The organism is Actinophytocola sp. (assembly GCF_036555685.1).
In the GTDB taxonomy this organism is placed as follows: Bacteria; Actinomycetota; Actinomycetes; order Mycobacteriales; family Pseudonocardiaceae; genus Actinophytocola.
Window position 1 is genome coordinate 1 of record NZ_DATBKY010000015.1, and the last position, 23,911, is coordinate 23,911.

General features: G+C 71.5%; 27 protein-coding genes. 18 read left to right on the forward strand and 9 right to left on the reverse strand.

What is annotated here, in order from left to right; all coding sequences use genetic code 11:
• Positions 1-239: 239 nt before the first annotated feature.
• Positions 240-710, reverse strand: a complete 471-nt coding sequence (locus tag VH969_RS01315) for a hypothetical protein (protein WP_331968956.1) — start codon at positions 708-710, stop codon at positions 240-242.
• A 95-nt stretch (positions 711-805) separates the two neighbouring features.
• Here VH969_RS01315 and VH969_RS01320 point away from each other — a divergent pair, with 95 nt between their 5' ends.
• The 10 genes from VH969_RS01320 (at position 806) to VH969_RS01365 (ending at position 11,431) form a co-directional block, all read left to right on the forward strand.
• Positions 806-2,854, forward strand: a complete 2,049-nt coding sequence (locus tag VH969_RS01320) for an ethylmalonyl-CoA mutase (protein ID WP_331968959.1) — start codon at positions 806-808, stop codon at positions 2,852-2,854.
• A gap of 4 nt (positions 2,855-2,858) precedes the next feature.
• Positions 2,859-3,743 (forward strand): transporter substrate-binding domain-containing protein, encoded by an 885-nt coding sequence (locus VH969_RS01325; protein WP_331968962.1) that lies wholly within the window; start codon positions 2,859-2,861, stop codon positions 3,741-3,743.
• A gap of 147 nt (positions 3,744-3,890) precedes the next feature.
• The gene (ehuB, locus tag VH969_RS01330) at positions 3,891-4,790 is read left to right on the forward strand and encodes an ectoine/hydroxyectoine ABC transporter substrate-binding protein EhuB (protein WP_331968966.1); all 900 of its coding nucleotides are present in this window, start codon (positions 3,891-3,893) and stop codon (positions 4,788-4,790) included.
• A gap of 10 nt (positions 4,791-4,800) precedes the next feature.
• Entirely contained in the window at positions 4,801-5,547 is a 747-nt protein-coding gene (ehuC, locus tag VH969_RS01335; RefSeq protein ID WP_331968970.1) for an ectoine/hydroxyectoine ABC transporter permease subunit EhuC, read from the forward strand.
• Entirely contained in the window at positions 5,544-6,203 is a 660-nt protein-coding gene (gene ehuD, locus VH969_RS01340) for an ectoine/hydroxyectoine ABC transporter permease subunit EhuD (RefSeq protein ID WP_331968974.1), read from the forward strand. Before ehuC ends, ehuD begins: the two co-directional genes overlap by 4 nt.
• 4 nt (positions 6,204-6,207) lie before the next feature.
• A complete protein-coding gene (ehuA, locus tag VH969_RS01345; protein ID WP_331968977.1) occupies positions 6,208-6,972 on the forward strand; it encodes an ectoine/hydroxyectoine ABC transporter ATP-binding protein EhuA in 765 nt (254 codons plus the stop codon).
• A gap of 9 nt (positions 6,973-6,981) precedes the next feature.
• The gene (locus VH969_RS01350; protein ID WP_331968980.1) at positions 6,982-7,749 is read left to right on the forward strand and encodes an enoyl-CoA hydratase-related protein; all 768 of its coding nucleotides are present in this window, start codon (positions 6,982-6,984) and stop codon (positions 7,747-7,749) included.
• A 109-nt stretch (positions 7,750-7,858) separates the two neighbouring features.
• Positions 7,859-8,518 (forward strand): endonuclease NucS, encoded by a 660-nt coding sequence (nucS, locus tag VH969_RS01355; protein WP_331968983.1) that lies wholly within the window; start codon positions 7,859-7,861, stop codon positions 8,516-8,518.
• A gap of 46 nt (positions 8,519-8,564) precedes the next feature.
• Positions 8,565-9,554, forward strand: a complete 990-nt coding sequence (locus VH969_RS01360) for a DUF3558 family protein (RefSeq protein ID WP_331968986.1) — start codon at positions 8,565-8,567, stop codon at positions 9,552-9,554.
• Between the two features lie 98 nt (positions 9,555-9,652).
• Positions 9,653-11,431: a 3-hydroxyacyl-CoA dehydrogenase family protein gene (locus VH969_RS01365; protein ID WP_331968989.1), complete on the forward strand. Its 1,779-nt coding sequence runs from the start codon at positions 9,653-9,655 to the stop codon at positions 11,429-11,431.
• 1 nt (position 11,432) lies between these two features.
• Here the strand turns inward: VH969_RS01365 and VH969_RS01370 are convergent, their stop codons facing one another.
• The gene (locus VH969_RS01370) at positions 11,433-11,648 is read right to left on the reverse strand and encodes an FmdB family zinc ribbon protein (protein ID WP_331968992.1); all 216 of its coding nucleotides are present in this window, start codon (positions 11,646-11,648) and stop codon (positions 11,433-11,435) included.
• Between the two features lie 35 nt (positions 11,649-11,683).
• On the opposite strand from VH969_RS01370, the gene VH969_RS01375 reads away from it, so the two are divergent.
• Together VH969_RS01375 and VH969_RS01380 are read left to right on the forward strand one after the other, a co-directional pair.
• Positions 11,684-11,983 carry an Rv1322 family protein gene (locus VH969_RS01375; RefSeq protein WP_331968995.1) on the forward strand — a complete coding sequence of 100 codons (300 nt, stop codon included), beginning with the start codon at positions 11,684-11,686 and terminating at the stop codon, positions 11,981-11,983.
• 100 nt (positions 11,984-12,083) lie between these two features.
• Complete coding sequence (locus VH969_RS01380; protein WP_331968998.1) at positions 12,084-12,383, forward strand: hypothetical protein; 300 nt, start codon at positions 12,084-12,086, stop codon at positions 12,381-12,383.
• Between the two features lie 12 nt (positions 12,384-12,395).
• On the opposite strand, the gene hisC is transcribed toward VH969_RS01380, so the two are convergent.
• Positions 12,396-13,451, reverse strand: a complete 1,056-nt coding sequence (hisC, locus tag VH969_RS01385) for a histidinol-phosphate transaminase (protein WP_414638410.1) — start codon at positions 13,449-13,451, stop codon at positions 12,396-12,398.
• Positions 13,452-13,489: 38 nt separating this feature from the next.
• Between hisC and VH969_RS01390 the strand changes: the two genes are divergently transcribed.
• Positions 13,490-14,224: an alpha/beta fold hydrolase gene (locus tag VH969_RS01390; protein ID WP_331969004.1), complete on the forward strand. Its 735-nt coding sequence runs from the start codon at positions 13,490-13,492 to the stop codon at positions 14,222-14,224.
• On the opposite strand, the gene VH969_RS01395 is transcribed toward VH969_RS01390, so the two are convergent.
• Positions 14,221-15,366: an adenylate/guanylate cyclase domain-containing protein gene (locus tag VH969_RS01395; RefSeq protein ID WP_331969007.1), complete on the reverse strand. Its 1,146-nt coding sequence runs from the start codon at positions 15,364-15,366 to the stop codon at positions 14,221-14,223. The genes VH969_RS01390 and VH969_RS01395 overlap by 4 nt on opposite strands.
• Positions 15,367-15,384: 18 nt before the next feature.
• Positions 15,385-15,837 carry a universal stress protein gene (locus VH969_RS01400; RefSeq protein ID WP_331969011.1) on the reverse strand — a complete coding sequence of 151 codons (453 nt, stop codon included), beginning with the start codon at positions 15,835-15,837 and terminating at the stop codon, positions 15,385-15,387.
• Positions 15,838-15,910: 73 nt separating this feature from the next.
• Here VH969_RS01400 and VH969_RS01405 point away from each other — a divergent pair, with 73 nt between their 5' ends.
• On the forward strand, positions 15,911-16,351 hold the full coding sequence (locus VH969_RS01405) for a nucleoside deaminase (protein ID WP_331969014.1): 441 nt from the start codon (positions 15,911-15,913) through the stop codon (positions 16,349-16,351).
• A 3-nt stretch (positions 16,352-16,354) separates the two neighbouring features.
• Here VH969_RS01405 and VH969_RS01410 read toward each other — a convergent pair whose 3' ends face one another.
• Together VH969_RS01410 and ccrA are read right to left on the reverse strand one after the other, a co-directional pair.
• Positions 16,355-17,458, reverse strand: a complete 1,104-nt coding sequence (locus tag VH969_RS01410) for a chromosome segregation protein (RefSeq protein WP_331969017.1) — start codon at positions 17,456-17,458, stop codon at positions 16,355-16,357.
• A gap of 43 nt (positions 17,459-17,501) precedes the next feature.
• The gene (gene ccrA, locus VH969_RS01415; protein WP_331969020.1) at positions 17,502-18,833 is read right to left on the reverse strand and encodes a crotonyl-CoA carboxylase/reductase; all 1,332 of its coding nucleotides are present in this window, start codon (positions 18,831-18,833) and stop codon (positions 17,502-17,504) included.
• Between the two features lie 276 nt (positions 18,834-19,109).
• Between ccrA and VH969_RS01420 the strand changes: the two genes are divergently transcribed.
• Both VH969_RS01420 and VH969_RS01425 read left to right on the forward strand, forming a co-directional pair.
• On the forward strand, positions 19,110-19,493 hold the full coding sequence (locus VH969_RS01420) for an SPW repeat protein (RefSeq protein ID WP_331969023.1): 384 nt from the start codon (positions 19,110-19,112) through the stop codon (positions 19,491-19,493).
• A 92-nt stretch (positions 19,494-19,585) separates the two neighbouring features.
• Positions 19,586-20,212, forward strand: coding sequence for a TetR/AcrR family transcriptional regulator (locus tag VH969_RS01425; RefSeq protein ID WP_331969026.1), 627 nt, complete (start codon positions 19,586-19,588; stop codon positions 20,210-20,212).
• Here VH969_RS01425 and mce read toward each other — a convergent pair.
• A complete protein-coding gene (gene mce, locus VH969_RS01430; RefSeq protein ID WP_331969029.1) occupies positions 20,175-20,618 on the reverse strand; it encodes a methylmalonyl-CoA epimerase in 444 nt (147 codons plus the stop codon). The two genes, VH969_RS01425 and mce, sit on opposite strands and share 38 nt — an antisense overlap.
• Positions 20,619-20,739: 121 nt before the next feature.
• On the opposite strand from mce, the gene VH969_RS01435 reads away from it, so the two are divergent.
• Positions 20,740-21,918, forward strand: coding sequence for an acetyl-CoA C-acetyltransferase (locus VH969_RS01435; protein ID WP_331969032.1), 1,179 nt, complete (start codon positions 20,740-20,742; stop codon positions 21,916-21,918).
• A gap of 11 nt (positions 21,919-21,929) precedes the next feature.
• A complete protein-coding gene (gene meaB, locus VH969_RS01440; protein ID WP_331969036.1) occupies positions 21,930-22,886 on the forward strand; it encodes a methylmalonyl Co-A mutase-associated GTPase MeaB in 957 nt (318 codons plus the stop codon).
• Here the strand turns inward: meaB and VH969_RS01445 are convergent.
• On the reverse strand, positions 22,883-23,899 hold the full coding sequence (locus tag VH969_RS01445) for a class I mannose-6-phosphate isomerase (protein ID WP_331969039.1): 1,017 nt from the start codon (positions 23,897-23,899) through the stop codon (positions 22,883-22,885). The two genes, meaB and VH969_RS01445, sit on opposite strands and share 4 nt — an antisense overlap.
• Positions 23,900-23,911: the final 12 nt, after the last annotated feature.

Below are 23,911 nucleotides of genomic sequence, written 5' to 3' on the forward strand. Positions count from 1 at the left end.
GGGTTCTCGTCGTCGTCCCACGTGGCCACGAGCGCGCCGACCTCCGTGCGCTCCGGCGCCGGGGTCGCGTTGTAGCTGTTGATCGCGACCGCGGGTGCGGCGCTGGCCACCAGAGCCGCGGCGGCCGCCGCGACGACTCCGAGGGCCGTTCTCGACATTCGTCTCATGTGTGGTTGTCCTTCTACTCACCCAGCCCCGGGTGTCGCCGCTGTATTCAATCGGGTGAAAGCCCGGCCGCGCTACGCGTCGGTGAGATCGCCGCGGCCGTCCTCGACCGTGAGGAGGTAGACGTCGTGTGCGGCGGCCGGGCGCTCGGGGACCGATCGGTCGTCGTCGGCTACCGCGGTCCAGAACTCCGCCTCCGACGCCGCCTCGCCGACGACGATCCACCGCGGGTCGGCGTGGTGGGCCACCCACACGCGGCAGTGGCGCAGCCCCGCGCCGTCCAGCGCGCCGTCCGTCGGTGGGTCGCCGTCCATCGTGCCCAGCAGCTCGGACCGGTGTTCGCCCGTGCAGTCGCGCCGCAGCAGCCGCCGCGCCCACCATTCGCGCAGGTGCGCCGCGGCCGAGTCGGCGAAGTCGTCGGCCGCGTCCTCGGCGCCCTGGTCGGCGTTCGAGTACGCGGGCCGGTCGACGCGCACCAGCAGGTCGTGCCGGCACAGCAGGCCGGTGTAGCGGTAGAGGCGGAACTCGCGCCCGGCGGGAGCCATGGCCGCGAAGGTAGCGGGCTTGTGAGGAATTGCACCCGGTGGAAGCGGTTACCGCTCAGTACGCTCAGTAGACCAATCGTCGACGGAGGTGTCCGATGCCGTATCCGACCGATGACGAGCGGGACCGCCCGTGGGTGATGCGGACCTACGCCGGGCACTCCTCGGCGGCGGCGTCCAACCGGCTCTACCGGCGCAACCTCGCCAAGGGGCAGACCGGTCTCTCCGTGGCCTTCGACCTGCCCACCCAGACCGGATACGACCCCGACCACGTGCTCTCGCGCGGCGAGGTCGGCAAGGTCGGCGTGCCGATCGGCCACATCGGCGACATGCGGCAGCTCTTCGACGGCATCCCGCTCGCCGAGGCCAACACCTCGATGACGATCAACGCGACGGCCATGTGGCTGTTCGCGCTCTACGTCTCCCTCGCCCAGGAGCAGGCCGGACAGGCCGGCGGGGACTGGCACGAGGTCGTCGCCAAGCTCGCCGGCACCACGCAGAACGACATCATCAAGGAGTACCTCTCCCGCGGCACCTACGTCTTCCCGCCCGGACCGAGCCTGCGGCTGATCACCGACATGGTCGCGTGGACGGTCGGCTGCGTGCCGCGGTGGAACCCCACCAACATCTGCAGCTACCACCTGCAGGAGGCCGGCGCGACGCCGGTCCAGGAGGTCGCCTACGCGATGTGCACGGCCATCGCCGTGCTCGACGCCGTCCGCGACTCCGGGCAGGTGCCGCAGGACAAGATGGGCGACGTCGTCGCGCGCATCTCCTTCTTCGTCAACGCCGGCGTGCGGTTCGTCGAGGAGATGTGCAAGATGCGGGCCTTCGCCCAGCTCTGGGACGAGATCACCCGCGAGCGCTACGGCGTCGAGAACCCGAAGCACCGGCGGTTCCGCTACGGCGTGCAGGTCAACTCGCTCGGCCTGACCGAGGCGCAGCCGGAGAACAACGTGCAGCGCATCGTGCTGGAGATGCTCGCGGTCACGCTGTCCCGCGACGCCCGGGCCCGGGCGATCCAGCTGCCCGCGTGGAACGAGGCGCTCGGCCTGCCCCGCCCGTGGGACCAGCAGTGGGCGCTGCGCATGCAGCAGGTGCTCGCGTACGAGACGGACCTGCTGGAGTACGAGGACATCTTCGCCGGCTCAACCGTGATCCAGTCCAAGGTGGACGAGATCGTCGCGGGCGCGAAGGCGGAGATAGAGCGGGTCCAGGAGATGGGCGGCGCGGTGGCCGCGGTGGAGAGCGGCTACATGAAGACCCAGCTCGTCGGCTCGCTCGCCGAGCGGCGCAGGCGGATCGAGGCCGGCGAGGAGGTCGTCGTCGGGGTGAACCGGTTCGACACCACCGAGGACAGCCCGCTCGAGGGCGAGGGGATCATCGAGACGATCAAGCCCGAGGTCGAGCAGGAGGCCGTCGACGCGATCAAGAAGTGGCGGGCGGCGCGCAACCAGTCCGAAGTGGACAAGGCGCTCGAGCTGCTGACGTCGGCGGCGCGCACCGACGCGAACCTCATGGAGGCCACGCTCGCGTGCGCGCGGGCCGGCGTCACGACGGGGGAGTGGGCCGGGGCGCTGCGCGACGTGTTCGGCGAGTACCGCGCGCCGACCGGGGTCTCCGGGGCATCGGCGTCGGGGGAGCTGTCCGGCGAGGCCGCGGGCGAGCTCACCGCGGTCCGCGACCGGGTCCGGGCGACCGGCGAGCGGCTCGGCGGCCGGCTGCGCATGCTGGTCGGCAAGCCCGGCCTCGACGGCCACTCCAACGGTGCCGAGCAGATCGCCGTGCGCGCCCGCGACGTCGGCTTCGAGGTCGTGTACCAGGGCATCCGGCTCACCCCGGAGCAGATCGTGGCGGCCGCCGTGCAGGAGGGCGTGCACGTCGTGGGCTTGTCCATCCTGTCCGGTTCGCACCTCGCGGTCGTGCCCGAGGTCGTCGAGGGCCTGCGCGCGGCGGGCGCGGACGACGTGCCGGTCGTGGTCGGGGGCATCGTGCCGCCGCGGGATGCCGCGGTCCTGCGCGAGCGCGGCGTCGCTAGGGTGTTCACGCCCAAGGACTACGAGCTCACCGGGATCATGAACGAGATCGTCGCCGTGGTCCGGGAGGCGCACGGGATTCCTGCCGAGGGTGGACAGACAGCGGGGTGACCTCATGGCCGTGACGCGGCGGCGGTTCCTTTACGGCACAACGGTTCTCGGCGCCGCCGCCACGGTCGGTTGCTCGTCGCGCGTCGGCGGCTCACCGCGTCCCGACCCGGAGGCGACCCGCGCGGCGGAGGCGTCCGCCCCCGAGTCCCCGCGGCTCGTCACGATCGGGATCCTGAACTACCAGCCGTACACGATCGAGCAGGGCGGCGAGATCACCGGCCCGGTGCCCGAGGTCGCCCGCGCGGTCCTGGGGCAGCTCGGCGTGACCGACATCAAGATCCAGCTCATGCGGGACGAGCAGGTACTCGCGCCCGCGCTCGCGGCGGGGCAGCTCGACATGGTCGGCGGGCTCGCGGTCCGCAAGGACCTCTGCGACACGCTGTCGTTCTCCGTTCCCGACTACGTGTCCGGGACCGCGTTCATCGTGCCGTCCGGCAACCCCAAGGGTCTGAGCACCTACGCGGACGTGCAGGCCAAGGGCGCGAAGGTCGCCGTGATGGCACAACTGCCCGAGCAGGCCGACGCCGCGTCCGCGGGCCTGGCGGCGGCGAGCATCGTCCCGCTGCCCGAACCGACCGCGATGATGGACGCCGTCAGGTCCGGCCAGGCCGACTGCGCGGCGTTCGACGACCTCAGCGCGCGGGAGCTGGTCAAGTCCTCCGGCGGCGCGCTCGCCACCGCGAAGCCGTTCGCGCCGCCGAACCGGTTGCCGCTCGTGGGCGCCTACGGCTTCCCGAAGGAGTCGGCCGACCTCCTCGACTCGTTCAACAATCGCCTGCGTGACCTGCACGAGAGCGGCGACTGGCTGGCCATCGTGGCCCCGTTCGGCCTCACCGAGGATCACGTGCCGCCGCCCGACCTGACGACGGAGCGTGCCTGCGCGGGCTAGGAGAGTTCCCGGGAATGTCAGTAGGTCTCGGTTTGCTAACGGCACACGTTTGATCTTTCCCGGATCTTTGACCGGGTCAGACGATGCCCCTACGTTCGGTGGTCTCCAAGGACACTGACGCGCGCCGTATGAAAAGGACTGACGACGATGGCCACGGAACGTAGGACACGGCGGGACTTCCTCAGGTTGAGCGCGGTGACGGGAGTGGTCGCCCTCGGCGGCCCGGCCGTGCTCGCCGGGTGCTCGGAGGTACCGCAGCAGGGCGAGGGTGGCGCGCTCCAGCGCGCGAAGGACGCCGGCTCCATCAAGGTCGGCATCGCCGGCGAAATACCCTACGGGTACACCGAGAACGGCGAGGTCACGGGCGAGGCGCCGGAGGTCGCGAAGGCCGTCTACAAGGCGCTGGGCATCGGCAAGGTGGAGGCCAAGCAGGTCGAGTTCGGGCAGCTGATCCAGGCGCTGAACGCGGGCCAGTTCGACATGGTCGCCGCCGGCATGGCGATCCTGCCCGACCGCTGCAAGAACGCCCAGTTCTCCATCGTCGACTACGTGACCCCGACGGCCCTGCTCGTGCCCAAGGGAAATCCCAAGGGAATCAACAACTTCGACGACCTGAAGGCGAAGGGCGAGACGATCGCCGTGGTGTCCGGCACGGTCGAGCAGGCCGTGGCCAAGGGCGTCGGCATCGCCGCGGACAAGATCCAGACCTACGACGGCCCGCCCGAGCTGCTGCAGGCGCTCACGACCAAGCGTGCCTACTGCGGCGCGCTGACCGACATCACGCTGCGCCGCCTGCTCGAGGACAATCCGAGCGCGCCGCTCGAGGTGACCGAGGGCTTCGTGCCGGTGGTCGACGGCAAGGAGCAGATCCAGGCCGGCGGCTTCGTGTTCCGCAAGGACGACAAGGACCTCGTGGACGCCTTCAACAAGGAGCTGAAGAAGCTGCAGGACAGCGGCGAGTGGCTCAAGATCACCGAACCGTTCGGGTTCACCGAGGCCAACGAGGTGCCCGACGACGTGACCACCGAGAAGCTCTGCCAGGGCTAGGCACGGGTCGATGTTCGACAACCTGCCGGAGTTCGTGTCGACCATCCTCGCCGGTCTGGGGGAGACCGTCGCGGCGACACTGGGCGGCATCGCGATCGCGGCCGTGCTCTCGTTCGTGTTCGGCCTCGCGATGCTGTCCAGCTCGCGGACGGTCCGCGTCATCGCGCGGATCTACGTCGAGATCTGGCGCGGCACGTCCGAGGTGGTCCAGCTGTTCTGGATCTACTTCGTGCTGCCGATCCTCGTCGGCTACCAGATCGTGCCGCTGGTGGCGGGCATCCTCGTGCTGGGCCTCAACTTCGGCGCGTACGGCGCCGAGATCGTCCGCGGCGCCATCCAGTCGGTGCCCCGCGCCCAGTACGAGGGCGCGATCGCGCTCAGCCTGACACCCGTCCAGCGCATGCGGCGCGTCATCCTGCCGCAGGCGCTGGTGGAGATGGTGCCGCCGTTCAACAACCTGTTCATCCAGCTGCTCAAGGGCAGCGCGCTGCTGACGATCATCGCCGTGCCGGAGATGACCAACCAGGCGCGCAACGTGCTGATGGACGTGTTCACGTCACAGGCCGGGGTGATCTGGACCGTGCTGCTCTTGTTCTACCTGGTGCTGGCGATCCTGATCACCCTCGGCATGAAGGTCCTGGAGCGGTGGGCCGGGCGGATCGTCGGTCGCGGGCCCAGCCAGGCGGCCCGTGACCGCGGCCTGCGGGTCGCCGCCGATGCGCAGCTCGGCATCGGCGGAGGGGGGCCGGTGCCGTGAACTGGGACTGGGCCTATGCCTGGGAAGTCCTGCCGGGCATCGTCGGCGAGGGCCTGCTGATCACCCTCGAGGTGACCGTGTTCGCCTCGCTGGTGGCCTACGTGATCGGGCTCGTCCTGGCGCTCCTGCGCCGGTCGCCGTTCGCGGCCGTGCGCTGGATCGTCTGGGCCTTCATCGAGTTCGTCCGCAGCACCCCGCTGATCGTGCAGGTCTTCTTCATGTTCTTCGTCCTGCCGAACATCGGGATCACGCTCGATCCGGTGCCGACAGGCGTGATCACGATCGGCCTGCACTACGCGACCTACACCGCCGAGGTGTACCGGGCGGGCATCGAGGCGGTGCCCAAGGGCCAGTGGGAGGCGGCGACCGCGCTCAGCATGCCGCGCGGCCGGACCTGGTTCGCGGTGATCCTGCCGCAGGCGATCCCGCGGGTGCTGCCGGCGCTGGGCAACTACTCGATCTCCCTGCTCAAGGAGACGCCGATCCTGCTGACGATCGGCGTGCTGGACATCGTGGGCGCGGCCTACCAGGAGGGCTCGGCGAACTTCCGGTACGTCGAGCCGATCACGATCGCCGGTGTCCTGTTCCTCGTGCTGAGCTACTCGGCATCGCTACTCGTCCGACGGTTGGAGCGACGTGTCGCACGCAGCAACTGACGTCATGATCCACTTCGACAACGTCGTGAAGAAGTTCGGCGACGTCGTCGTGCTCAACGAGCTGGACTTCGCGGTCAAGCCGGGGGAGTTCGTCACCCTGATCGGGCCGAGCGGCTCGGGCAAGACGACGATCCTGCGGCTGCTGATGACCCTCGAGCAGGTGACCGACGGCAAGATCTGGGTCGGCGGCGAGTGCCTGTCGCACATGAAGCGCGGCGATGACCTCGTGCCGGCCGACGACAAGCACCAGCGGGTGGTCCGCAAGCGGATCGGCATGGTGTTCCAGCAGTTCAACCTGTTCCCGAACATGAAGGTGCTGCAGAACATCACCGAGGCGCCGATCCGCGTGCTCGGCCTCTCCCGGGTCGAGGCCGAGGAGCGGGCCCGCGATCTGCTGGAGCTGGTCGGCCTGTCGGAGAAGGTGGACGCGCACCCGTCGCAGCTCTCCGGTGGCCAGCAGCAGCGGGTGGCGATCGCCCGGGCGCTCGCGATGCGCCCGGACGTGCTGCTGCTCGACGAGGTGACCTCGGCACTGGACCCGGAGCTGGTGGCCGGCGTGCTCAAGCTGCTCAAGGACATCGCGGAGACGACGGACATCACGTTCCTCTGCGTCACGCACGAGATGAACTTCGCGCGCGACGTGTCGGACCGGGTGCTGATGTTCGACGCCGGCCAGATCGTCGAGGACGCGCCGCCGGACAAGCTGTTCACCGAGCCCGACCACGAGCGGACCCGCACGTTCCTGCAGGCGGTGCTCGACCGCGGCTAGCCTGGCGGTATGTACGAACACCTGCTGGTCAAGACCGACGGCGACACGGTTCGCATCACGATGAACCGGCCGGCGCGGCGGAACTCGCTGACCTACGAGCACCTCGCGGAGCTGGTCGACGCGTTCCGTGCCGCGGGATCCTCGTCCGCAACGGGGGTCGTGCTGGCCGGCGAGGGTCCGGTGTTCTCGGCCGGGCACGACTTCCGCGACGTGGCGTCGCGCGACCTGATGGGGGTGCGCGACCTGCTGGGCCTGTGCACGTCGCTCATGCAGACGATCCAGTCGATCCCGCAGGTGGTGATCGCGCGGGTGCACGGCCTCGCGACGGCGGCCGGCTGCCAGCTGGTGGCGTCGTGCGACCTGGCTGTCGCCGCGTCGTCCGCCGGCTTCGCGCTGCCGGGCGGGAAGGGCGGCTGGTTCTGCCACACGCCGGCGGTGCCGGTGGCCCGGTCGATCGGCCGCAAGCGCCTGATGGAGATGGTGCTGACGGGTGACGTGGTCGACGCCGCCACCGCGCTGGAGTGGGGCCTGGTGAACCAGGTCGTCCCCGACGAGGACCTCGACGCCGCGGTCGACGCGCTGCTGGCCCGGGCGACGCGGGGGAGCCGGGCCAGCAAGGCGATGGGCAAGCAGACCGTGTACGCCCAGCTGGACCGCCCGGAGGCGGACGCGTACGCGATCGCCCTGGAGGTCATGGCGTCGGCGTCCCAGCTCCCCGGCGCGCGCGAGGGCATGGCCGCCTTCCTGGAGAAGCGCAAGCCGGCCTGGCCGGACTAACGACGGAACCGTCGCCCGGGGCGGCGGACTCTTGACCGGTCGACCTCCGCGGCGCGCGGTCGAGCGGGCGTCCCCGGATGGGGCGCCGCGGTCGGCTAGCCTGCCGTGCGTGCGTCTCGTGATCGCTCGCTGCCAGGTCGACTACGCCGGCCGGCTCACCGCTCACCTTCCCATGGCGACCCGGCTGCTGCTGGTGAAGGCGGACGGTTCGGTGTCCGTGCACTCGGACGACCGGGCGTACAAGCCGTTGAACTGGATGAGCCCGCCGTGCTGGCTGACCGAGGAGCCGGGCACGTGGACCGTGCAGAACAAGGCCGGCGAGAAGCTGGTGATCACGCTGGCGGAGGTCCTGCACGACTCGAAGCACGAGCTGGGCGCCGAGCCGGGCCTGGTGAAGGACGGCGTCGAGGCCCACCTGCAGGCGCTGCTGGCCGAACACATCACGACCCTCGGCGACGGGTACTCGCTGATCCGCCGCGAGTACCCCACCGCCATCGGCCCGGTGGACATCCTGTGCCGCGACGCCGCCGGCGCGACGGTGGCCGTGGAGATCAAGCGGCGCGGCGAGCTGGACGGGGTGGAGCAGCTGACCCGCTACCTGGACCTGCTGAACCGCGACCCGCTCCTGTCCCCGGTGGCGGGCGTCTTCGCGGCCCAGCAGATCAAGCCCCAGGCCCGCACCCTGGCCGAGGACCGGGGAATCCGCTGCGTGACGCTGGACTACGACGCCCTACGCGGCTTGGACTCCGACGAGTTCCGCCTGTTCTGACAAGGTTCGCCGGACGCCGGTGGCGACGACTGGATACGGTGCACCTGTGAGGGGACCTCTGCTGATCGCGGCCGCCGGTTTGCTGGCGGTCGTTCTCGTCGGGTGCGGGGGTGCGGTCGACACGGCCAAGGTCACCTTCCAGCGCACCACGGTGCCCGCCGGGCAGACCGCGGGCGGCGGGGGTTCCGCCAACAACGGCGAGCCGCAGACAAATGATCCCGCCTTCACCAACGAGAAGCTCCGCACCCTCGACCCCTGCGGGCTGCTCACCAAGGACATCCTCGCCAGCGTCGGCGACCCGGTGGACAACGACCGCAGCGACTTCGCCTCCTGTGCCAACTACATGAAGGACCCCGCGGGCGACGGGCTCAACATCACGCTCACCGTCGGCGAGAACGTCAGCAACTCGCAGTCCGCCGACCAGCAGATCGGTGGCCTGCCCGCCATCGAGAACGAGCTCGACTCCGGCGAGGCCTGCTTCCAGACCGTCATCACCTCGACGCTGCCCGCCTTCGGCATCACCGTCCAGGCCGGCGGCGAGGCCAAGGACCTCTGCGACGCCGGCCGCACCGTGCTGACCGGCGTCGTCGACCTCATCCGGAACGACCCGCCCGCGTACCCGGAGGCCAAGGGCACGCTCCTCGTCCTCGACCCTTGCGAGGTCGTCGAGGACGACACGCTCCGCACCGCGCTGGGCGACGGCGTGGACGCCGGTGCGCCCTACAACATCCACTGGTGCAACTGGCACAGCAGCGCCGCCAACCTCGGCGTCTGGCTGCGCCTCGGCTTCGACCCCGCCAAGGGCTCCGACGGCCACCCCGTCTCCCTCGGCGGCGGCATCACCGGCTACACGTCCACGACCACGTCGTCCCCCGGCACCTGCGAGCTGCAGTGGGGGCACCGCCAGTTCGAGGGCGACGACACCGAGATCGTGCATCTCTTCTACGACAAGCTGGATGCCGCGAAGGGCGACGACCCCTGCAAACCCACGATCAACCTCGCGAAGACCCTGATCACGACCCTGCCGAAGGCGTGACGCGCGCCGCCCGTGAGGCGGAACACGACCGGCCCGCGATATTAGTTACTGACAGGTAGCATCCCGCCTATCCGGTTCGTCGGTCTCCGGAGGTTGGCATGGCACGCGAGTTCGGATGCGTCGGCGTGGTCGGGCTGGGCACCATGGGTGCCGGCATCGCCGAGGTCGTCGCCCGCACGGGCATCCGGGTGGTCGGTGTCGAGCTCGACGCCGACTGCATCGCGCGCGCCCGCGAGCACCTCGAGCACTCCACGGACCGGGCCCGCTCCGGCGGCAAGCTCGACGACGCCGCGCGAAAGGCGCTACTCGGCCGGATCACCTACACGACCGACCTCGCCGACCTGGCCGAGGCGGACCTCGTGATCGAGGCGATCCCGGAGAGCCTCGAGCTCAAGGCCCGGATCTTCACCGAGCTCGAGGAGGTCTGCCGGCCGGACGTGATCCTCGCGTCGAACACCTCCTCGCTGTCGGTCACCGAGATCGGCGTGCACACCGGGCGGCCCGGCAAGGTCGTCGGTCTGCACTTCTTCAACCCCGCGCCGGTGCTCAAGCTCGTCGAGATCGTGCGCACGGTCGTGACCGAGCCGGACGTCGTCGCCGACGTCGAGGCCTTCGCCCGCAAGCTCGGCAAGGAGCCCGTGGTCATCGGCGACCGGGCCGGCTTCATCGCCAACGCGCTGCTGTTCGGCTACCTCAACCACGCCGTGTCGATGTACGAGTCGCGCTACGCCACCCGCGAGGATCTCGACGCCGCCATGCGGTTCGGCTGCGGCTACCCGATGGGCCCGCTCGCGCTGCTCGACCTCATCGGGCTGGACACCGCCTACGAGATCCTCGAGACGATGTACCGCCAGTCCCGCAACCGCCTGCACGCGCCGGCGCCGATCCTGCGGCAGATGATCACGGCGGGCCTGCTCGGCCGTAAGTCCGGGCGCGGTTTCTACACCTACGACGGCGTCGACTCGCCGACCGTGGTGGCCGATCCGCTGACCCCGCTCCCGGCCGCCGGTGCCGACGTGTCCACACGGGACGTTCAGCGGGCCGGCGTGGTCGGCACCGGGACGATGGCCACCGGTATCGCGGAGGTGTTCGCGAAGAAGGGCGTCGACGTCGTGCTTCGGGCGCGCTCCGCGGTCAAGGCGGACGCGGCGCTGGGCGCGGTGCGCAAGTCGCTGGACCGGCAGGTGGTCAAGGGCCGGCTGTCCGAAGAGGACCGCGAGGCGGTGCTCGGCCGGATCCGCGGCGTCGTCGAGTTCGACGAGCTCGCCGACTGCGACCTGGTGATCGAGGCGGTCGCCGAGGAGCTGTCGATCAAGCGCGCGGTGTTCGGCGCGCTGGACGAGGTGGTCAAGCCGGGCGCGATCCTCGCGACCACGACCTCCTCGCTGCCGGTGATCGAGTGCGCGGCGGCGACCTCGCGGCCGGCCGACGTCGTCGGGCTGCACTTCTTCAACCCGGCCCCGGTGATGAAGCTCGTGGAGATCGTCTCGACGATCGCGACCGCCGACGACGTGGTGGCGACCGCGCGGGCGGTGTGCCGGCGGGTCGGCAAGCATCCGGTGCACTGTGCGGACCGGGCGGGGTTCATCGTCAACGCGCTGCTGTTCCCGTACCTGAACGACGCGGTGAAGATGCTGGAGGCGCACTACGCGGAGGCCGACGACATCGACACGGCGATGAAGGTCGGCTGCGGCCTGCCGATGGGCCCGTTCGAGCTGCTGGACGTGGTGGGGCTGGACGTGTCGCTCGCGATCGAGCGGACGCTGTACTACGAGTTCCGCGACGCGGGGTTCGCGCCCGCGCCGCTGCTGGAGCACCTGGTCACCGCGGGCCGGCTGGGCCGCAAGACCGGCAAGGGCTTCCGCGACTACCGGTAGCTCAGCCGCAGCCGCATGCTCCGCCGCAGCACCCGCCGCCGCCGACGGGCATGCTCGCGCCGTCACCCGCGGCGCCGGTCAGCGCGATCGTGGACAGGAGCTTGACGGTGTTCGTGTGGCCCTGCGGGCAGGTCGCCGGCTCGGACGACGCGCTCATGGGCCGCTGCACGTCGAACGTCGTGGCGCAGTCGTGGCAGCGGAACTCGTATGTCGGCACGGCACCATTGTGCCCTGCCGCTACCGTGACTCGGCGTGCCTCGTCGTAACCGTGACCGGCGGGCCCGCCGGGCCGACCAGCCGCGCCCGCTCCCGGGTGGGTGGCAGCAGCTCGAGGAGGCCACGGACGGCGACTGGCTGGTCCGCCGCGTGACCGGCACCCAGACGACGAAGACGTACCGCTGCCCTGGCTGCGACCACGAGATCCGCCCCGGCACCGCGCACGTGGTGGTCTGGCCGGCGGACGACTCCGGCGGCGTGGCCGACCGGCGCCACTGGCACGAGTCCTGCTGGCAGGCCCGCCACCGCCGCCGCCCGACGAGCCGGTACTGGTAGCCGAAAAACCGTAAGAAAACCTTGGCGCGGGATGTCTATCCGGGCGTCGGTGCTTCGACGTGTCAGTGAAGGAGCACGACACACCAGAGCGGAGAGTCCGATGTCGCACCCACTCGGTTCCCTGGCAGACAACCTGACCGCCTACGCCATCTACGCGACCGCCCAGTCCGAGATGCGGCGCGCCTACTCGCTCATCGACGCGGGCCAGTACGGCGCCGCCGCCGTCGAGATCGAGTCCGCCGCGCGCGCCGCCGAGACGCTGGCCAACTTCAGCTCGTCGGCCGCCACCGAGCGGGTCGGGCACTGGCGCCGCGTCGCCACCGCGCGGCGGCAGTTCGCCGAGCGCGCCCGCGCGCACGCCGCGCAGCAGGTCACCCGGCCGCACCTCGTCGCGGCCTGAGCCACCGGCGAGTCAGCCGGCGAACGAGCGCGCCGCGGCCAGGAAAGCGTCGTTCTCCTCCGTCAACCCGGACACCGTCACTCGTGCCCCTTCCCCGACGAACGCCCGGACCACGACCTTCTGCCCCAGGCAGTGCTCGTTGAACGCCGCCGTCTTGTCGCCCAGCGGCAGCCACACGAAGTTGGCCTGCGACGGCGGCACCTCGTAGCCCATGTCCACGAGGGCGGCGTGCACGCGCTCCCGCTCGGCGGCCACCGGCCGGCAGCGGGCGAGCAGCTCGTCCGCCGCGTCCATCGCCGCGACCGCCGCGGCCTGCGCCACCCGGCTCACCGCGAACGGGATGCCCACCTTGCGGGCCGCGGCCGTCACCTCCGGCGGCGCGACCGAGTAGCCGACCCGCAGGCCGGCCAGCCCGTACGCCTTCGAGAACGTCCGCGTCACGGCGACGTTCGGCCGCCCGGCCGCGAGCTCCAGGCCGTCGGGCACGGTGGAGTCGGTGATGAACTCTCGGTACGCCTCGTCCAGCACGACCAGCACGTGGTCGGGCACGTTGTCGAGGAAGCGCGTCAGCTCGGCGGCGTGCAGCGTCGTGCCGGTCGGGTTGTTCGGGTTCGCGATGAAGACCAGCCGGGTGTCGCCGGTGATCGCGGCCGCCATGGCGTCCAGGTCGTGCCGGTAGTCGGCGGTGAGCGGCACCTTCACGCCCCGCGCGCCGGCGATCTGCGTGATGATCGGGTACGCCTCGAACGACCGCCAGGCGAACATGACCTCCTGGCCCTCGGCGCACATGGCCTGCACGAACTGCTGGCCGAGCGCCACCGATCCGGCGCCGATCGCCACCTGGTCGTCCGGCACGCCCAGGTACGCGGCGGTGCGGGCCAGCACGTCGTCGTTGGCCATCTGCGGGTACCGGTTCACCTCGGTGGCCGCGGCGGTGATGGCGGCGACCACCGACTCCGGTGGGGGAGTCGCGACTTCGTTGCTGGACAGCACGATCGCGCCGGGAATCTTGCGGCCCGGCACGTAGTCCGGGAGGGTTGCGAGGTCGGCTCGGACGCTGAGGGGCATGTCCCGCATCATGTCATTCGGCGGTGCAGGATGGTGACGTGCATTCGTCTGATCCTCTGGTCCTGCTGCACGCATTTCCCCTCGACTCGCGGATGTGGGACGGCGTTCGCCCCGCTTTCGGGGACCGGCTCGTCACGCCCGAGCTGCCCGGGTTCGGCGGCGCGCCGACGGCCGCAGTACCCGACCTGGCCGAGGCGGCCGCGAGCGTGCTCGCGGCGCTCGACCGGCGCGGTATCGAGCGCGCGATCGTCGGCGGCTGCTCGATGGGCGGTTACGTCGCGATGGCGCTGCTGCGGCGCGCGCCGGACCGGGTCGCCGGGCTGGTGCTGATCAACACGAAGGCGTCGGCCGACACCGCGCAGGCGCGAGCCAAGCGGCACGCGAACGCCGAGCGTGCGGAGGCCGAGGGCATCGGCTGGCTCGCCGACGACATGCTCACCACGCTGCTCGGCCCGACCACGCTGGAGAAGCGGCCCGAGGCCGAGGCCGCCATGCGCCGGCTGATCGCCGACCAGCCGCCGGCCGCCGTGGCGTGGGCCCAGCGCGCGATGGCCGCGCGGCCGGACTCGTTCGACGTGCTGCGCGCCGCCGACGTGCCGGCCCTGGTCGTGCGCGGCGCCGAGGACGCGCTGATCCCGGGGGAGGAGGCCGCCGCGATGGTCGACGCGCTGCCGCGCGGCACCCTCGTCGAGCTGCCCGGCGCCGGGCACCTGGCGCCGCTCGAGGTCCCCGGCGAGCTCGCGGCCGTGGTCGGCGGCTGGCTCGAGCGCTAACGCCGCTTGCGCCGGTGCCGCCGCGGCCGCTCGTCGTCGGACTCGTCGTCGGACTCGTCGTCGGGCTCGAGCGGGATGTGCGGCTCCTCCGGGTCGTCGCCGGCCAGGCCGAGCAGGTCGGCGGCCAACCGCTGCGCGGAGTCGGCGTGCGAGGGCTTCTCGTCGCCCGCGCGGCGCAGGCTCGACGAGCGCAGCCGCGCGTAGCCGCGGACCGACACGGGTCGCCGGTGCCGGAGCGTGTAGCCGTCCGCGTCGGCGAGCTCGCCGGCCAGCTCGCGGTCGACGAGCACGCTGCCGGGGCGGGCGATCGAGGTCAGCCGGCTCGCGATGTTGACCACCGAGCCGTAGATGTCGCCGAACCGGTTGAGCACCCGGCCGAGCGCGAGCCCGGCCCGCAGCGGCGGCATGCCCTGCGCCGCGTCGGCCCGTTCGAGCAGGTCCAGCGCGATCTCCGCGCCGTCGGCGGGGGAGTCGGCCACGAACATCACCTCGTCGCCGAGCATCTTCACGATCCGGCCGTGGTGGTCCGCGACGACCTCGGCCGCGAGCGCGTCGAACCGGTCGACGACCGCGACGAGCTCGGCCTCCGTCGAGCGCCGGGTGAGGCTCGTGAAGCCGACCATGTCGGCGAACCCGACGACCTGCCGGCGTTCCTCGATCTGCTCGCCGGCGGACACGAGCCGGCGCACGGAGTAGGCCGCGAGGTGCCGGCGCCACACGAAGTCCTGCAGCTGCTCGAGGTCCGGCGTCAGGTGCTCGACCAGCCGGCCGAGCTGGCGCTCGTCGGCGAGCTCCGGGTTGGCGCCGACGACGTCACGCAGCATCAGCACCTGCGACTCGGCCAGCCGCGACATGTGCTGGCCGATCATCCGCGCGCTGGAGATCGCGACGGACGGTTCGATGAGCCCGGACTGGATCAGCTCGTTGACCGTCCGCAGCGCGCGGACGTCGCCCTCGGTGAACACCGCCGCGTCGTCGTCGGCGGTCGCGAAGCCGAGCGCGCGCCAGAGCGCGGTGGCCCGCTCGAGCGGCACGCCGGAGCGCTCGGCGACCTCGGCGCGGGTGTACTCGCGGTCGCCGCCGAGCAGGATGCCCTCGATGCGCCGCTGCAGCTCGTCGAGGTCACCCTCGCTCTGTGACATGGTTCGCTCGCAAGCCCGCTACGTCGTGTGCACGATGAGGACGTCGACCTTGGACTTGCGCGCCGCCTCCGACGGGACCGAGCCGAGGATCCGGCCGGCGAGCGTGTTGAGCCCGCGGTTGCCGACGACCAGCAGGTCGGCCGACCGCTCGCCGACCACCTTGGCCAGCGTGGGCACGGGCTCGCCGTCCACCACGACGGTGTCGATCTTCACCGCGCCCGCCCGCTTGGCGCGCTCGGTGGCCGTGCGGACGGAGTCCTCGGCCGGCGCCGACCCGACGACCTGGTACGCGGCGTCGTCGCCCAGCTCGTCCTGCGCGCGGGACACGTCCGCGGCGCGGGCGGGGTGGTACGCGCACGCGATGACCAGCGTCGCGTCCGAGTCCGCGGCGATCCGCGCGGCGCGGTCGACCGCGGCGAACGAGGAGTCCGACCCGTCCGTGCCGACGACAACGGTCTGGTAAGCCGCCATGTTGCCTCCCGGGCGTGCTATCTACTCGCGCGTAAACCTACCGCGAGGAGTGACCCGATCGCACAATGAGGCAATGGATCTTCAGGCGATGATCGGGGTCGCGGTCGCCGAGGCACGGCAGGGCCTGTCGGAGGGCGGCATCCCCATCGGCGCCGCGCTGATCGGCCCCGACGGCGAGGTGCTGGGCCGCGGGCACAACCGCCGGGTGCAGGACGGCGACCCCTCGATGCACGCGGAGACGGCCGCCTTCCGCAACGCGGGCCGGCGGCGGCACTACCGCGACACGACGATGGTGACGACGCTCTCGCCGTGCTGGTACTGCAGCGGCCTGGTCCGCCAGTTCGCGATCCCGCGCGTGGTCGTCGGCGAGGCGACGACGTTCTCCGGTGGCCACGACTGGCTCGCCGAGCACGGCGTGGAGATCACGATCGTCGACGACGCCCGCTGCGTGGAGCTGATGACCGACTTCATCGCCGCGCACCCCGAGCTCTGGTACGAGGACATCGGCGAGTAGCGGCTACCGCCCGCTGGGGTTGGCCGGCGACATCCGCTTCGTCTCGGCCGCGGAGAGCTTCGTCTCGGCCGCGGAGAGCTCGGTGTCGTCCGCGCCCTCCCACTGTTCCTGCGGCGGGCCGGGCACCGGGTCGGCCGACCTGCGCGCGGGGCCCTGCCGGTCGGCGGCGTCCTTCTCCTCGGGCAGGAACTCGAACGCGGGCGTGGCCAGCTCGAGGCTCTCGTGCGCGTCGGCCACGAGGTTGCGGGCGGACGCGAGCTGCTCGGCGACCCGGGTGCGGAGCTGGCGCAGCGCGTTGACCCGCTTCGCCGCGTGGTTGATCCGGCGGTTGGCCTCCTCGGTGGCCTCGCGGACGCGGCGGTGCGCCTCGTCGGCGGCCTCCTGCAGGCGTGCGGACGACTCGGTCATCGCCTCGTGCCGGCGGCGGTTGGCCTCCTCCTTGGCCTCGCGGACCCGGCGCTCGGCCTCGGACTTCGAGGTCGCCTCCTGCTCGGCGAGCCCGCGCATCGACTCGGTGCGCCGCGACGCCATCGCGATCTCGAAGTCCTCCTCGACCGTGGCGCGGCGCTGCTCGGCCTCGGCGTCCAGCTTCCTGCGCTCGGCCTCCGCCAGGTCGGTGATCTCCTTGGCGTCGGCGCGCGCCTTCTCCATCACGCCCGCGTGCTCGGCCTCCATGGCCTTGCGACGCTCGTCGAGCTCGGCGAGCTGCTTCTCGTACTGGGCGCGCAGCTTCGCGGCGTCGGCCTCGGCGTCGGCGCGGATGTGCTCGGCCTCGGTCCTGGCCTTGGCGTTGACCTCCTCGCGCTCCTCCTGAGCGAGGCGGAGCATGCGCTGGAGGCGCTCGGACAGACCCTCCATCGTGGTCGGCGGCATGGAGAGCCGCTCGATCTGCCCGCGGAGCTCGTCGATCGTCGTGCGGGCGACCTCGAGCTGCGCGGTGAGCTCGGCCGCCTGCGCCGCGGCCGCGTTGCGGTCGGCCGCGAGCAGCTTCAGCTGGCCGTCCAGCTGCTCGAGATGCTCCTCCACCTGAACGCGGCTGTAGCCGCGCTTGGTGATGTCGAATCCGGCTCCCAGCGGTACGAGGTCGCGCTCCTCACCTAACGCCATGCGCCCACGCTACCCTGACCGGCCCCGGCTGGTGGTAATACCGTTACACGCCGCGGAAACGGTTGATCTCCGTTAGGTGGCGCTCGCGCAGCTCGTGGTTGCGCACGCCCAGACCTTCCTCCGGCGCAAGGCAGAGGACGCCGACCTTGCCCTGGTGCGCGTTGCGGTGCACGTCCTGCGCGGCCTGCCCGGTCTGCTCCAGCGGGTACACACTGGACAGTGTCGGGTGGATCTTCCCCTTGGCGATCAACCGGTTCGCCTCCCACGCCTCGCGGTAGTTCGCGAAGTGCGAGCCGATGATCCTCTTCAGGTTCATCCAGAGGTACCGGTTGTCGTACTGATGGAGGAATCCACTGGTCGACGCACAGGTGACGATCGTGCCGCCCTTCCTGGCCACGTACACGCTCGCGCCGAACGTCTCCTGACCCGGGTGCTCGAACACGATGTCGGGGTCGTCCCCGCCGGTCAGCTCCCGGATCCGGGCGCCGAACCGCTTCCACTCCTTCGGGTCCTGGGTGACGTCGTCCTTCCAGAACTTGTAACCCTCCGCGTTCCGGTCGATGATCAGCTCCGCGCCCATCGACCGGCAGATCTCGGCCTTCTGCTCGCTGCCGACCACGCAGACCGGCGTGGCGCCCCCGTTGAGCGCGAACTGCGTCGCGTAGGAGCCGAGGCCGCCCGACGCCCCCCAGATCAGCACCGTGTCGCCCTGCTTCATGCCGGCTCCGTTGCGCGTGACGAGCTGGCGGTAGGCGGTGGAGTTGACCAGGCCCGGGCAGGCGGCTTCCTCCCAGGTCAGGTGGGCCGGCTTGGGCATGAGCTGGTTGGACTTGACCAGCGCCAGCTCGGCGAGGCCGCCGAAGTTCGTCTCGAAGCCCCAGATGCGCTGCTCCGGGTCGAGCATGGTGTCGTCGTGCCCGTCGGGGTGCTCGAGCTCGACGTTGAGGCAGTGCGCGACGACCTCGTCCCCGGGCTGCCAGGCGTTGACCCCGGGCCCGGTTCGCAGCACGACGCCGGCGAGGTCGGAGCCGACGATGTGGTAGGGCAGGTCGTGCCGCTTGGCCAGCGGCGACGTCTTGCCGTACCGGCGGAGGAAGCCGAACGTGTCCATCGGCTCGAAGATCGACGTCCAGACGGTGTTGTAGTTGACCGCGCTGGCCATGACCACGACGAGTGCCTCCCCGGGCCCGAGCTCGGGGGTGGCGACCTCGTCGACATGCAGTGACTTGCGCGGGTCCTTGTCCGGAGTGGACTCGCCGGCGAACATCTCCACCTCGTCGGCGTGCACGGTCACCGCGCGGTAGGAGTCGGGCACGGGCAACGAGCCGACCGCGGCCAGGTCGTCGGCGAGAATGGCGTCGAGGAGCTTCCGCATGCACAGCGACGTTACCGACCGGTAACGGTACAGAACCAGCGGGTTGAGGGCTGAGTCACTCGAAGGAGCCGGTCACCGGAAGCGCTCGGATTCCGGCAGAAACCAACCGATGAGCACGCAATGAGGCACGCCCACACAACCGGGATCCGGCGGCAGGGGAGTACTCACACAGGCGGGCCCGATTGTGACCTACGAGACGCTCGGGAGGGTTTGACCGGCCGGCCAACCAAGGCGCAGAATCGACCTCGAGGCTCCACAAACACGGAGGTGGTCTCGATGGCAGGTTCCGCAACCGTCCGGCCTTGGACCAGGCCGCACGACTGGGCGGAAGTCGTATTGGGTGTCGTGGCGCTGCTGTCCCCGATCTGGATGGACACCGACAACGCCGCGATGTGGACGATGATCGTGCTGGGCGCGCTGGTCGCCCTGGACGGGTTGGCCTCGCTGGCGGTGCCCGGCCAGGTCTACAGCGAAGGCATCCAGATCGTGCTCGGGGTGCTCATGTTCATCTCCCCCTGGGTGATGGGCTACACGAACTTCACGGGCATCTCCTGGTCCTCGTGGATCATCGGCGCGCTGGCGGTCATCGTCGGTGCGGCCGCGCTCCCGCTGGCGCAGGCCGCGCACAAGGCCGGCAGCGGCGTGGCCGGCCAGCACTAGCGGCCGATCCCTTCGATCGAGTCGGCGCGGCCCATGGCGTGGCTTTCGGGTTACGTTATGGGCCGCGCGCCTGCGAGAAGGGGCAGTAGAAGATGCGTCTGACCAAGAAGAAGGACGACGACCCGTCCGCCCGCGAGCGGATCCTGGCCGCGGCCGAGGAGCTGTTCGCCGAGTCGGGCTTCGATGCCACACCCACCTCGAAGATCGCCGCCCGCGCGGGCGTCCCCAAGGGACTCGTGCACTACTACTTCCAGCGCAAGCCCGACCTGCTCACCGCCCTCGTCGAGCGGCTGCCCGACGAGCGGATCGACCCCATGGGGGTGGTCGTCCCCGGCGACGTCGCCGCGAGCCTGCGCCGCCTCGTCGCCGAGCTCGACGCCCGGCTGCGCGCGTCCTACCTGCTCTCCCACCTGCTCTGGCGCGAGGCCGACACGCACACCGCCGTCCGCGACGCCTTACAGCAGCGGTTCGGCCGCGTCGTGGACCAGATCCGGGCCGTGATCATGGCCGCGAGCATGGGCCGCCTCCCGGTCGCGACCGTCGACACCGCCTCCGGGCTGCTCGCCCTGGCCGTCAGCTACCGGCACTCCGTCGCCCGGCACGGCGAGGCCGACGACGGCACCCCGAACGCCGCCAGCGCCGAGACGATCGACCGCGAGGTCGACTTCATCGCCGGCGCGCTCACCGCTCCTCCGGCCCCGGCTCCACTAGCTCGATGAGCACGCCGCCGGCGTCCTTCGGGTGCACGAAGTTCGCCCGGCTGTTCGCCGTCCCCGTGATGGCCTTGTCGTGCATCACGCGCAAACCCTTGGCGCGCAACGCGTCCGTGGCCGCGTCGATGTCGGACACCCGGTAGGCCACCTGCTGCACACCCGGCCCCTTGCGGGCGAGGAACTTGCCGATCGTCGTGTCCGGACCGAGCGGTGCGAGCAGCTGCACGGCCGTGCCGGTGCCGCCGCCCGGCGGGCGCATCATCGCCTCGCGCACGCCCTCGGACTCGTTGATCTCCTCGTGGTAGAGCTCGAGGCCGAGCACGTCGCGGTAGAACGTGATCGCCTCGTCCATGTCGGGAACCGCGATCCCGACGTGGTCGATCGCCGTGACGTACGACTTCAGCTCGTCCATGCGTGACAAGGTAATACCGGAGCTCGCCGGCCGGTTGTGCGGCTACTCACATCGGACGGTGTCCGTCCGGGCCGCCCCGGGTACCGTGAAGTTAACGACCGCTAGCAGCTGGAGGCTTGTTGTGTCCGGTTCCGTCATCGTCGCCGGGGCGCGCACCCCGATCGGCCGCCTGCTCGGCTCCCTCAAGGACTTCTCCGGGGCGCAGCTGGGCGGCGTCGCCATCAAGGCGGCACTCGAGCGCGCCGGGGTCGCGCCGGAGCAGGTCCAGTACACGATCATGGGCCAGGTGCTGACGGCGGGCGCCGGGCAGATCCCCGCGCGCCAGGCCGCGGTCGCCGCCGGCATCCCGATGGACGTGCCCGCGCTGACGGTCAACAAGGTCTGCCTGTCCGGTCTGGACGCGATCGCCCTGGCCGACCAGCTCATCCGCGCCGGCGAGTTCGAGATCGTCGTCGCCGGCGGCCAGGAGTCGATGACCCAGGCGCCGCACCTGCTCGCGAAGTCGCGCTCGGGCTTCAAGTACGGCGACGTGACCATGGCCGACCACATGGCCTACGACGGCCTGTTCTGCGCCTTCGACCAGGTCGCCATGGGCGCGTCGACGGAGAAGTACAACACCCGCTACGGCGTGACCCGCGAGGAGCAGGACGCGTTCGCGGCCCGCTCGCACCAGCGGGCCGCCGCGGCGATCAAGAACGGCGTCTTCGCCGAGGAGATCGCCCCGGTCACCATCCCGCAGCGCAAGGGCGACCCGATCGTCTTCGACACCGACGAGGGCGTGCGGCCGGACACCACCCCCGAGGAGCTCGCGAAGCTGCGCGCGGCGTTCGCCGCCGACGGCACGATCACCGCGGGCTCGTCGTCGCAGATCTCCGACGGCGCCGCGGCCGTCGTCGTGATGAGCAAGGCCAAGGCGCAGGAGCTGGGCCTGGAGTGGCTGGCCGAGATCGGCGCGCACGGCGTGGTCGCCGGGCCGGACGCGAGCCTGCACGAGCAGCCGTCCAACGCGATCAAGGCGGCGCTGGCCAAGGCCGGCAAGTCGGCGTCGGACCTGGACCTCGTGGAGATCAACGAGGCGTTCGCCGCGGTCGGCGTGGTGTCCACCAAGCAGCTGGGCCTGCGCGAGGACATCGTGAACGTCGACGGCGGCGCGATCGCGCTCGGCCACCCGATCGGCGCGTCCGGCGCGCGGCTGGCCGTGCACCTCGCCTACGAGCTGCGCCGCCGCGGCGGCGGGCTGGGCGCGGCCGCGCTGTGCGGTGGCGGCGGCCAGGGTGACGCGCTGCTGCTGCACGTCTAAGTTCGTCCCCTGTGGACGGTCTGGACATCGACGAGCTCGTCGGGCGGGCGCGCGAGGGGCAGCCCCGCGCGGTCGCCCGGCTGATCTCGCTGGTCGAGGACGAGAGTCCGCACCTGCGTGCGGTCGCGGCCGCGCTCAACCCGCTGACCGGCAACGCCCGGGTGCTGGGTCTGACCGGCCCGCCGGGGGTGGGCAAGTCGACGTCCACGTCGATGCTCGTGTCCGCGTTCCGCGAGCAGGACCTGCGGGTCGGCGTGCTCGCGATCGACCCGTCGTCGCCGTTCTCGGGCGGCGCGCTGCTCGGCGACCGGATCCGGATGCACGACCACACCACCGACCCGGCCGTGTTCATCCGCTCGATGGCCACCCGCGGCCAGCTCGGCGGGCTCGCCGCGGCCACCCCGCAGGCGGTGCGCGTGCTGGACGCCGCGGGCTGCGACGTGGTGCTGATCGAGACCGTCGGCGTCGGACAGTCCGAGGTGGACATCGTGGCGCTCGCGGACACCACGGTCGTGCTGCTCGCGCCCGGCATGGGCGACGGCATCCAGGCGGCGAAGGCCGGCATACTCGAGGTCGCGGACCTGTTCGTGGTCAACAAGGCGGACCGCGACGGCGCCGATCAGACCGTGCGCGACCTCAAGCACATGATCTCGCTCGGCCGCCGCGAGCTCGGCGCGTCGTGGCGCCAGCCGATCGTGCGGACGGTCGCGACGGCGGGTGAGGGCGTCGCGGACCTCACGGCTGCCCTGGACGAACACCGCGAGTGGCTTGCGTCCCACGGCGAGCTGGCGGCCCGCCGGGCCCGGCGCGCGGAGCGCGAGATCGAGGCCATCGCCGTGGCCGCGCTGCGCTCGCGGCTCGGCGTCGGCCAGGACGCGCTGGCCCGCCTGGCGAAGCGGGTGGCGGCCGGCGAGCTGGACCCGTACGCGGCCGCCGACCAGCTGACCGCGGGCCACGACGGGCCTTAACCAGGCGGCAGGCACCGCACCGCGACGACGTCGCCCGACACCGTGGCCGCGCCGGCGGTGAACGGGATGACGAACGTGTCGCCGCGCGCGACCGGCACGTCGCCCGCGTGTTCGGTGTGCAGCACGCCCGTGCCCGACAACGCCACCAGCACCGCGAACGACGGCGCCAGCTCCGCCCCGCCGCGCACGCGCTCCGCCCGGAAGAACCCGGCGGACTGTTCGCCGAACAGGTCACGCAGCGGCGCGCTGGTGTCCTCGTCGTGGTGCACCAGCGTGCCGAGCCGCTCGCCCCAGCCCGACCGGTCCACGCAGCCGAGCGCGGTCTCGAACCCGATACCGAGGTGCCCGCCGGCCTCCGTGTCGAGGAAACCCTTCCACTCCAACGTGACCGACAGGTCCGTCGGCTGCTGCAGCTCCACGATGAACACCCCGGCGCCGATCGCGTGCGGCACGCCGGCCGGCACGAACACCGTGTCGCCCGGGCGCACGGTCACGGGGTTCAGCGCGCCGAGCATCGCCGCGGAGTCCTGCCGCGCCACCCAGTCCGTGACCGTCTCGGCGGAGACGTCCTCGGCGAATCCGATGTGCACGATCGCGTCGGGGCCGGTCGCGCCGACCACGAGCCACGCCTCCGTCTTGCCGAACCGCGAGTCGAAGTGCGCGGCGGCGAACTCGTTCGACGGGTGGCAGTGCACCGGCAGCCGCTGGCCCGCGTCGAGCAGCTTGACGAGCAGCGCCGGGTCGGTGCCGAACCGGGCGAGGTGTGTCGCGCCGAGCCAGTTGTCGGCGTGCTCGGCGACCGCGTCGCGCAGCAGCCGCCCGTCCGGCAGCACCGACAGGCCGAGGTCGGGAGAGCCGTGCAGCGTCGTGCACGAGGCGACCCAGTCCTCCGGGCCGAACTCGCGCTCGGCCGTGCCGCGCAGCGCCGCGATGCCCGCACCGCCACGGTAGAACCGGTCGGGCTGGTTCGCCGGCAGCCGGACCGGCCGCCGCCCCTCCGAATCCGTGCTCATTGTTCGCTCCGC

Bases quoted from the DNA above. Each gene is read 5' to 3' on its own strand.
- VH969_RS01315 (WP_331968956.1), bottom strand. From the start codon at position 710: ATGGCTCCCGCCGGGCGCGAGTTCCGCCTCTACCGCTACACCGGCCTG.
- VH969_RS01320 (WP_331968959.1), top strand. From the start codon at position 806: ATGCCGTATCCGACCGATGACGAGCGGGACCGCCCGTGGGTGATGCGG.
- VH969_RS01325 (WP_331968962.1), top strand. From the start codon at position 2,859: ATGGCCGTGACGCGGCGGCGGTTCCTTTACGGCACAACGGTTCTCGGC.
- ehuB (WP_331968966.1), top strand. From the start codon at position 3,891: ATGGCCACGGAACGTAGGACACGGCGGGACTTCCTCAGGTTGAGCGCG.
- ehuC (WP_331968970.1), top strand. From the start codon at position 4,801: ATGTTCGACAACCTGCCGGAGTTCGTGTCGACCATCCTCGCCGGTCTG.
- ehuA (WP_331968977.1), top strand. From the start codon at position 6,208: ATGATCCACTTCGACAACGTCGTGAAGAAGTTCGGCGACGTCGTCGTG.
- VH969_RS01350 (WP_331968980.1), top strand. From the start codon at position 6,982: ATGTACGAACACCTGCTGGTCAAGACCGACGGCGACACGGTTCGCATC.
- VH969_RS01365 (WP_331968989.1), top strand. From the start codon at position 9,653: ATGGCACGCGAGTTCGGATGCGTCGGCGTGGTCGGGCTGGGCACCATG.
- VH969_RS01380 (WP_331968998.1), top strand. From the start codon at position 12,084: ATGTCGCACCCACTCGGTTCCCTGGCAGACAACCTGACCGCCTACGCC.
- hisC (WP_414638410.1), bottom strand. From the start codon at position 13,451: ATGCCCCTCAGCGTCCGAGCCGACCTCGCAACCCTCCCGGACTACGTG.
- VH969_RS01395 (WP_331969007.1), bottom strand. From the start codon at position 15,366: ATGTCACAGAGCGAGGGTGACCTCGACGAGCTGCAGCGGCGCATCGAG.
- VH969_RS01400 (WP_331969011.1), bottom strand. From the start codon at position 15,837: ATGGCGGCTTACCAGACCGTTGTCGTCGGCACGGACGGGTCGGACTCC.
- VH969_RS01405 (WP_331969014.1), top strand. From the start codon at position 15,911: ATGGATCTTCAGGCGATGATCGGGGTCGCGGTCGCCGAGGCACGGCAG.
- VH969_RS01410 (WP_331969017.1), bottom strand. From the start codon at position 17,458: ATGGCGTTAGGTGAGGAGCGCGACCTCGTACCGCTGGGAGCCGGATTC.
- ccrA (WP_331969020.1), bottom strand. From the start codon at position 18,833: ATGCGGAAGCTCCTCGACGCCATTCTCGCCGACGACCTGGCCGCGGTC.
- VH969_RS01420 (WP_331969023.1), top strand. From the start codon at position 19,110: ATGGCAGGTTCCGCAACCGTCCGGCCTTGGACCAGGCCGCACGACTGG.
- VH969_RS01425 (WP_331969026.1), top strand. From the start codon at position 19,586: ATGCGTCTGACCAAGAAGAAGGACGACGACCCGTCCGCCCGCGAGCGG.
- mce (WP_331969029.1), bottom strand. From the start codon at position 20,618: ATGGACGAGCTGAAGTCGTACGTCACGGCGATCGACCACGTCGGGATC.
- VH969_RS01445 (WP_331969039.1), bottom strand. From the start codon at position 23,899: ATGAGCACGGATTCGGAGGGGCGGCGGCCGGTCCGGCTGCCGGCGAAC.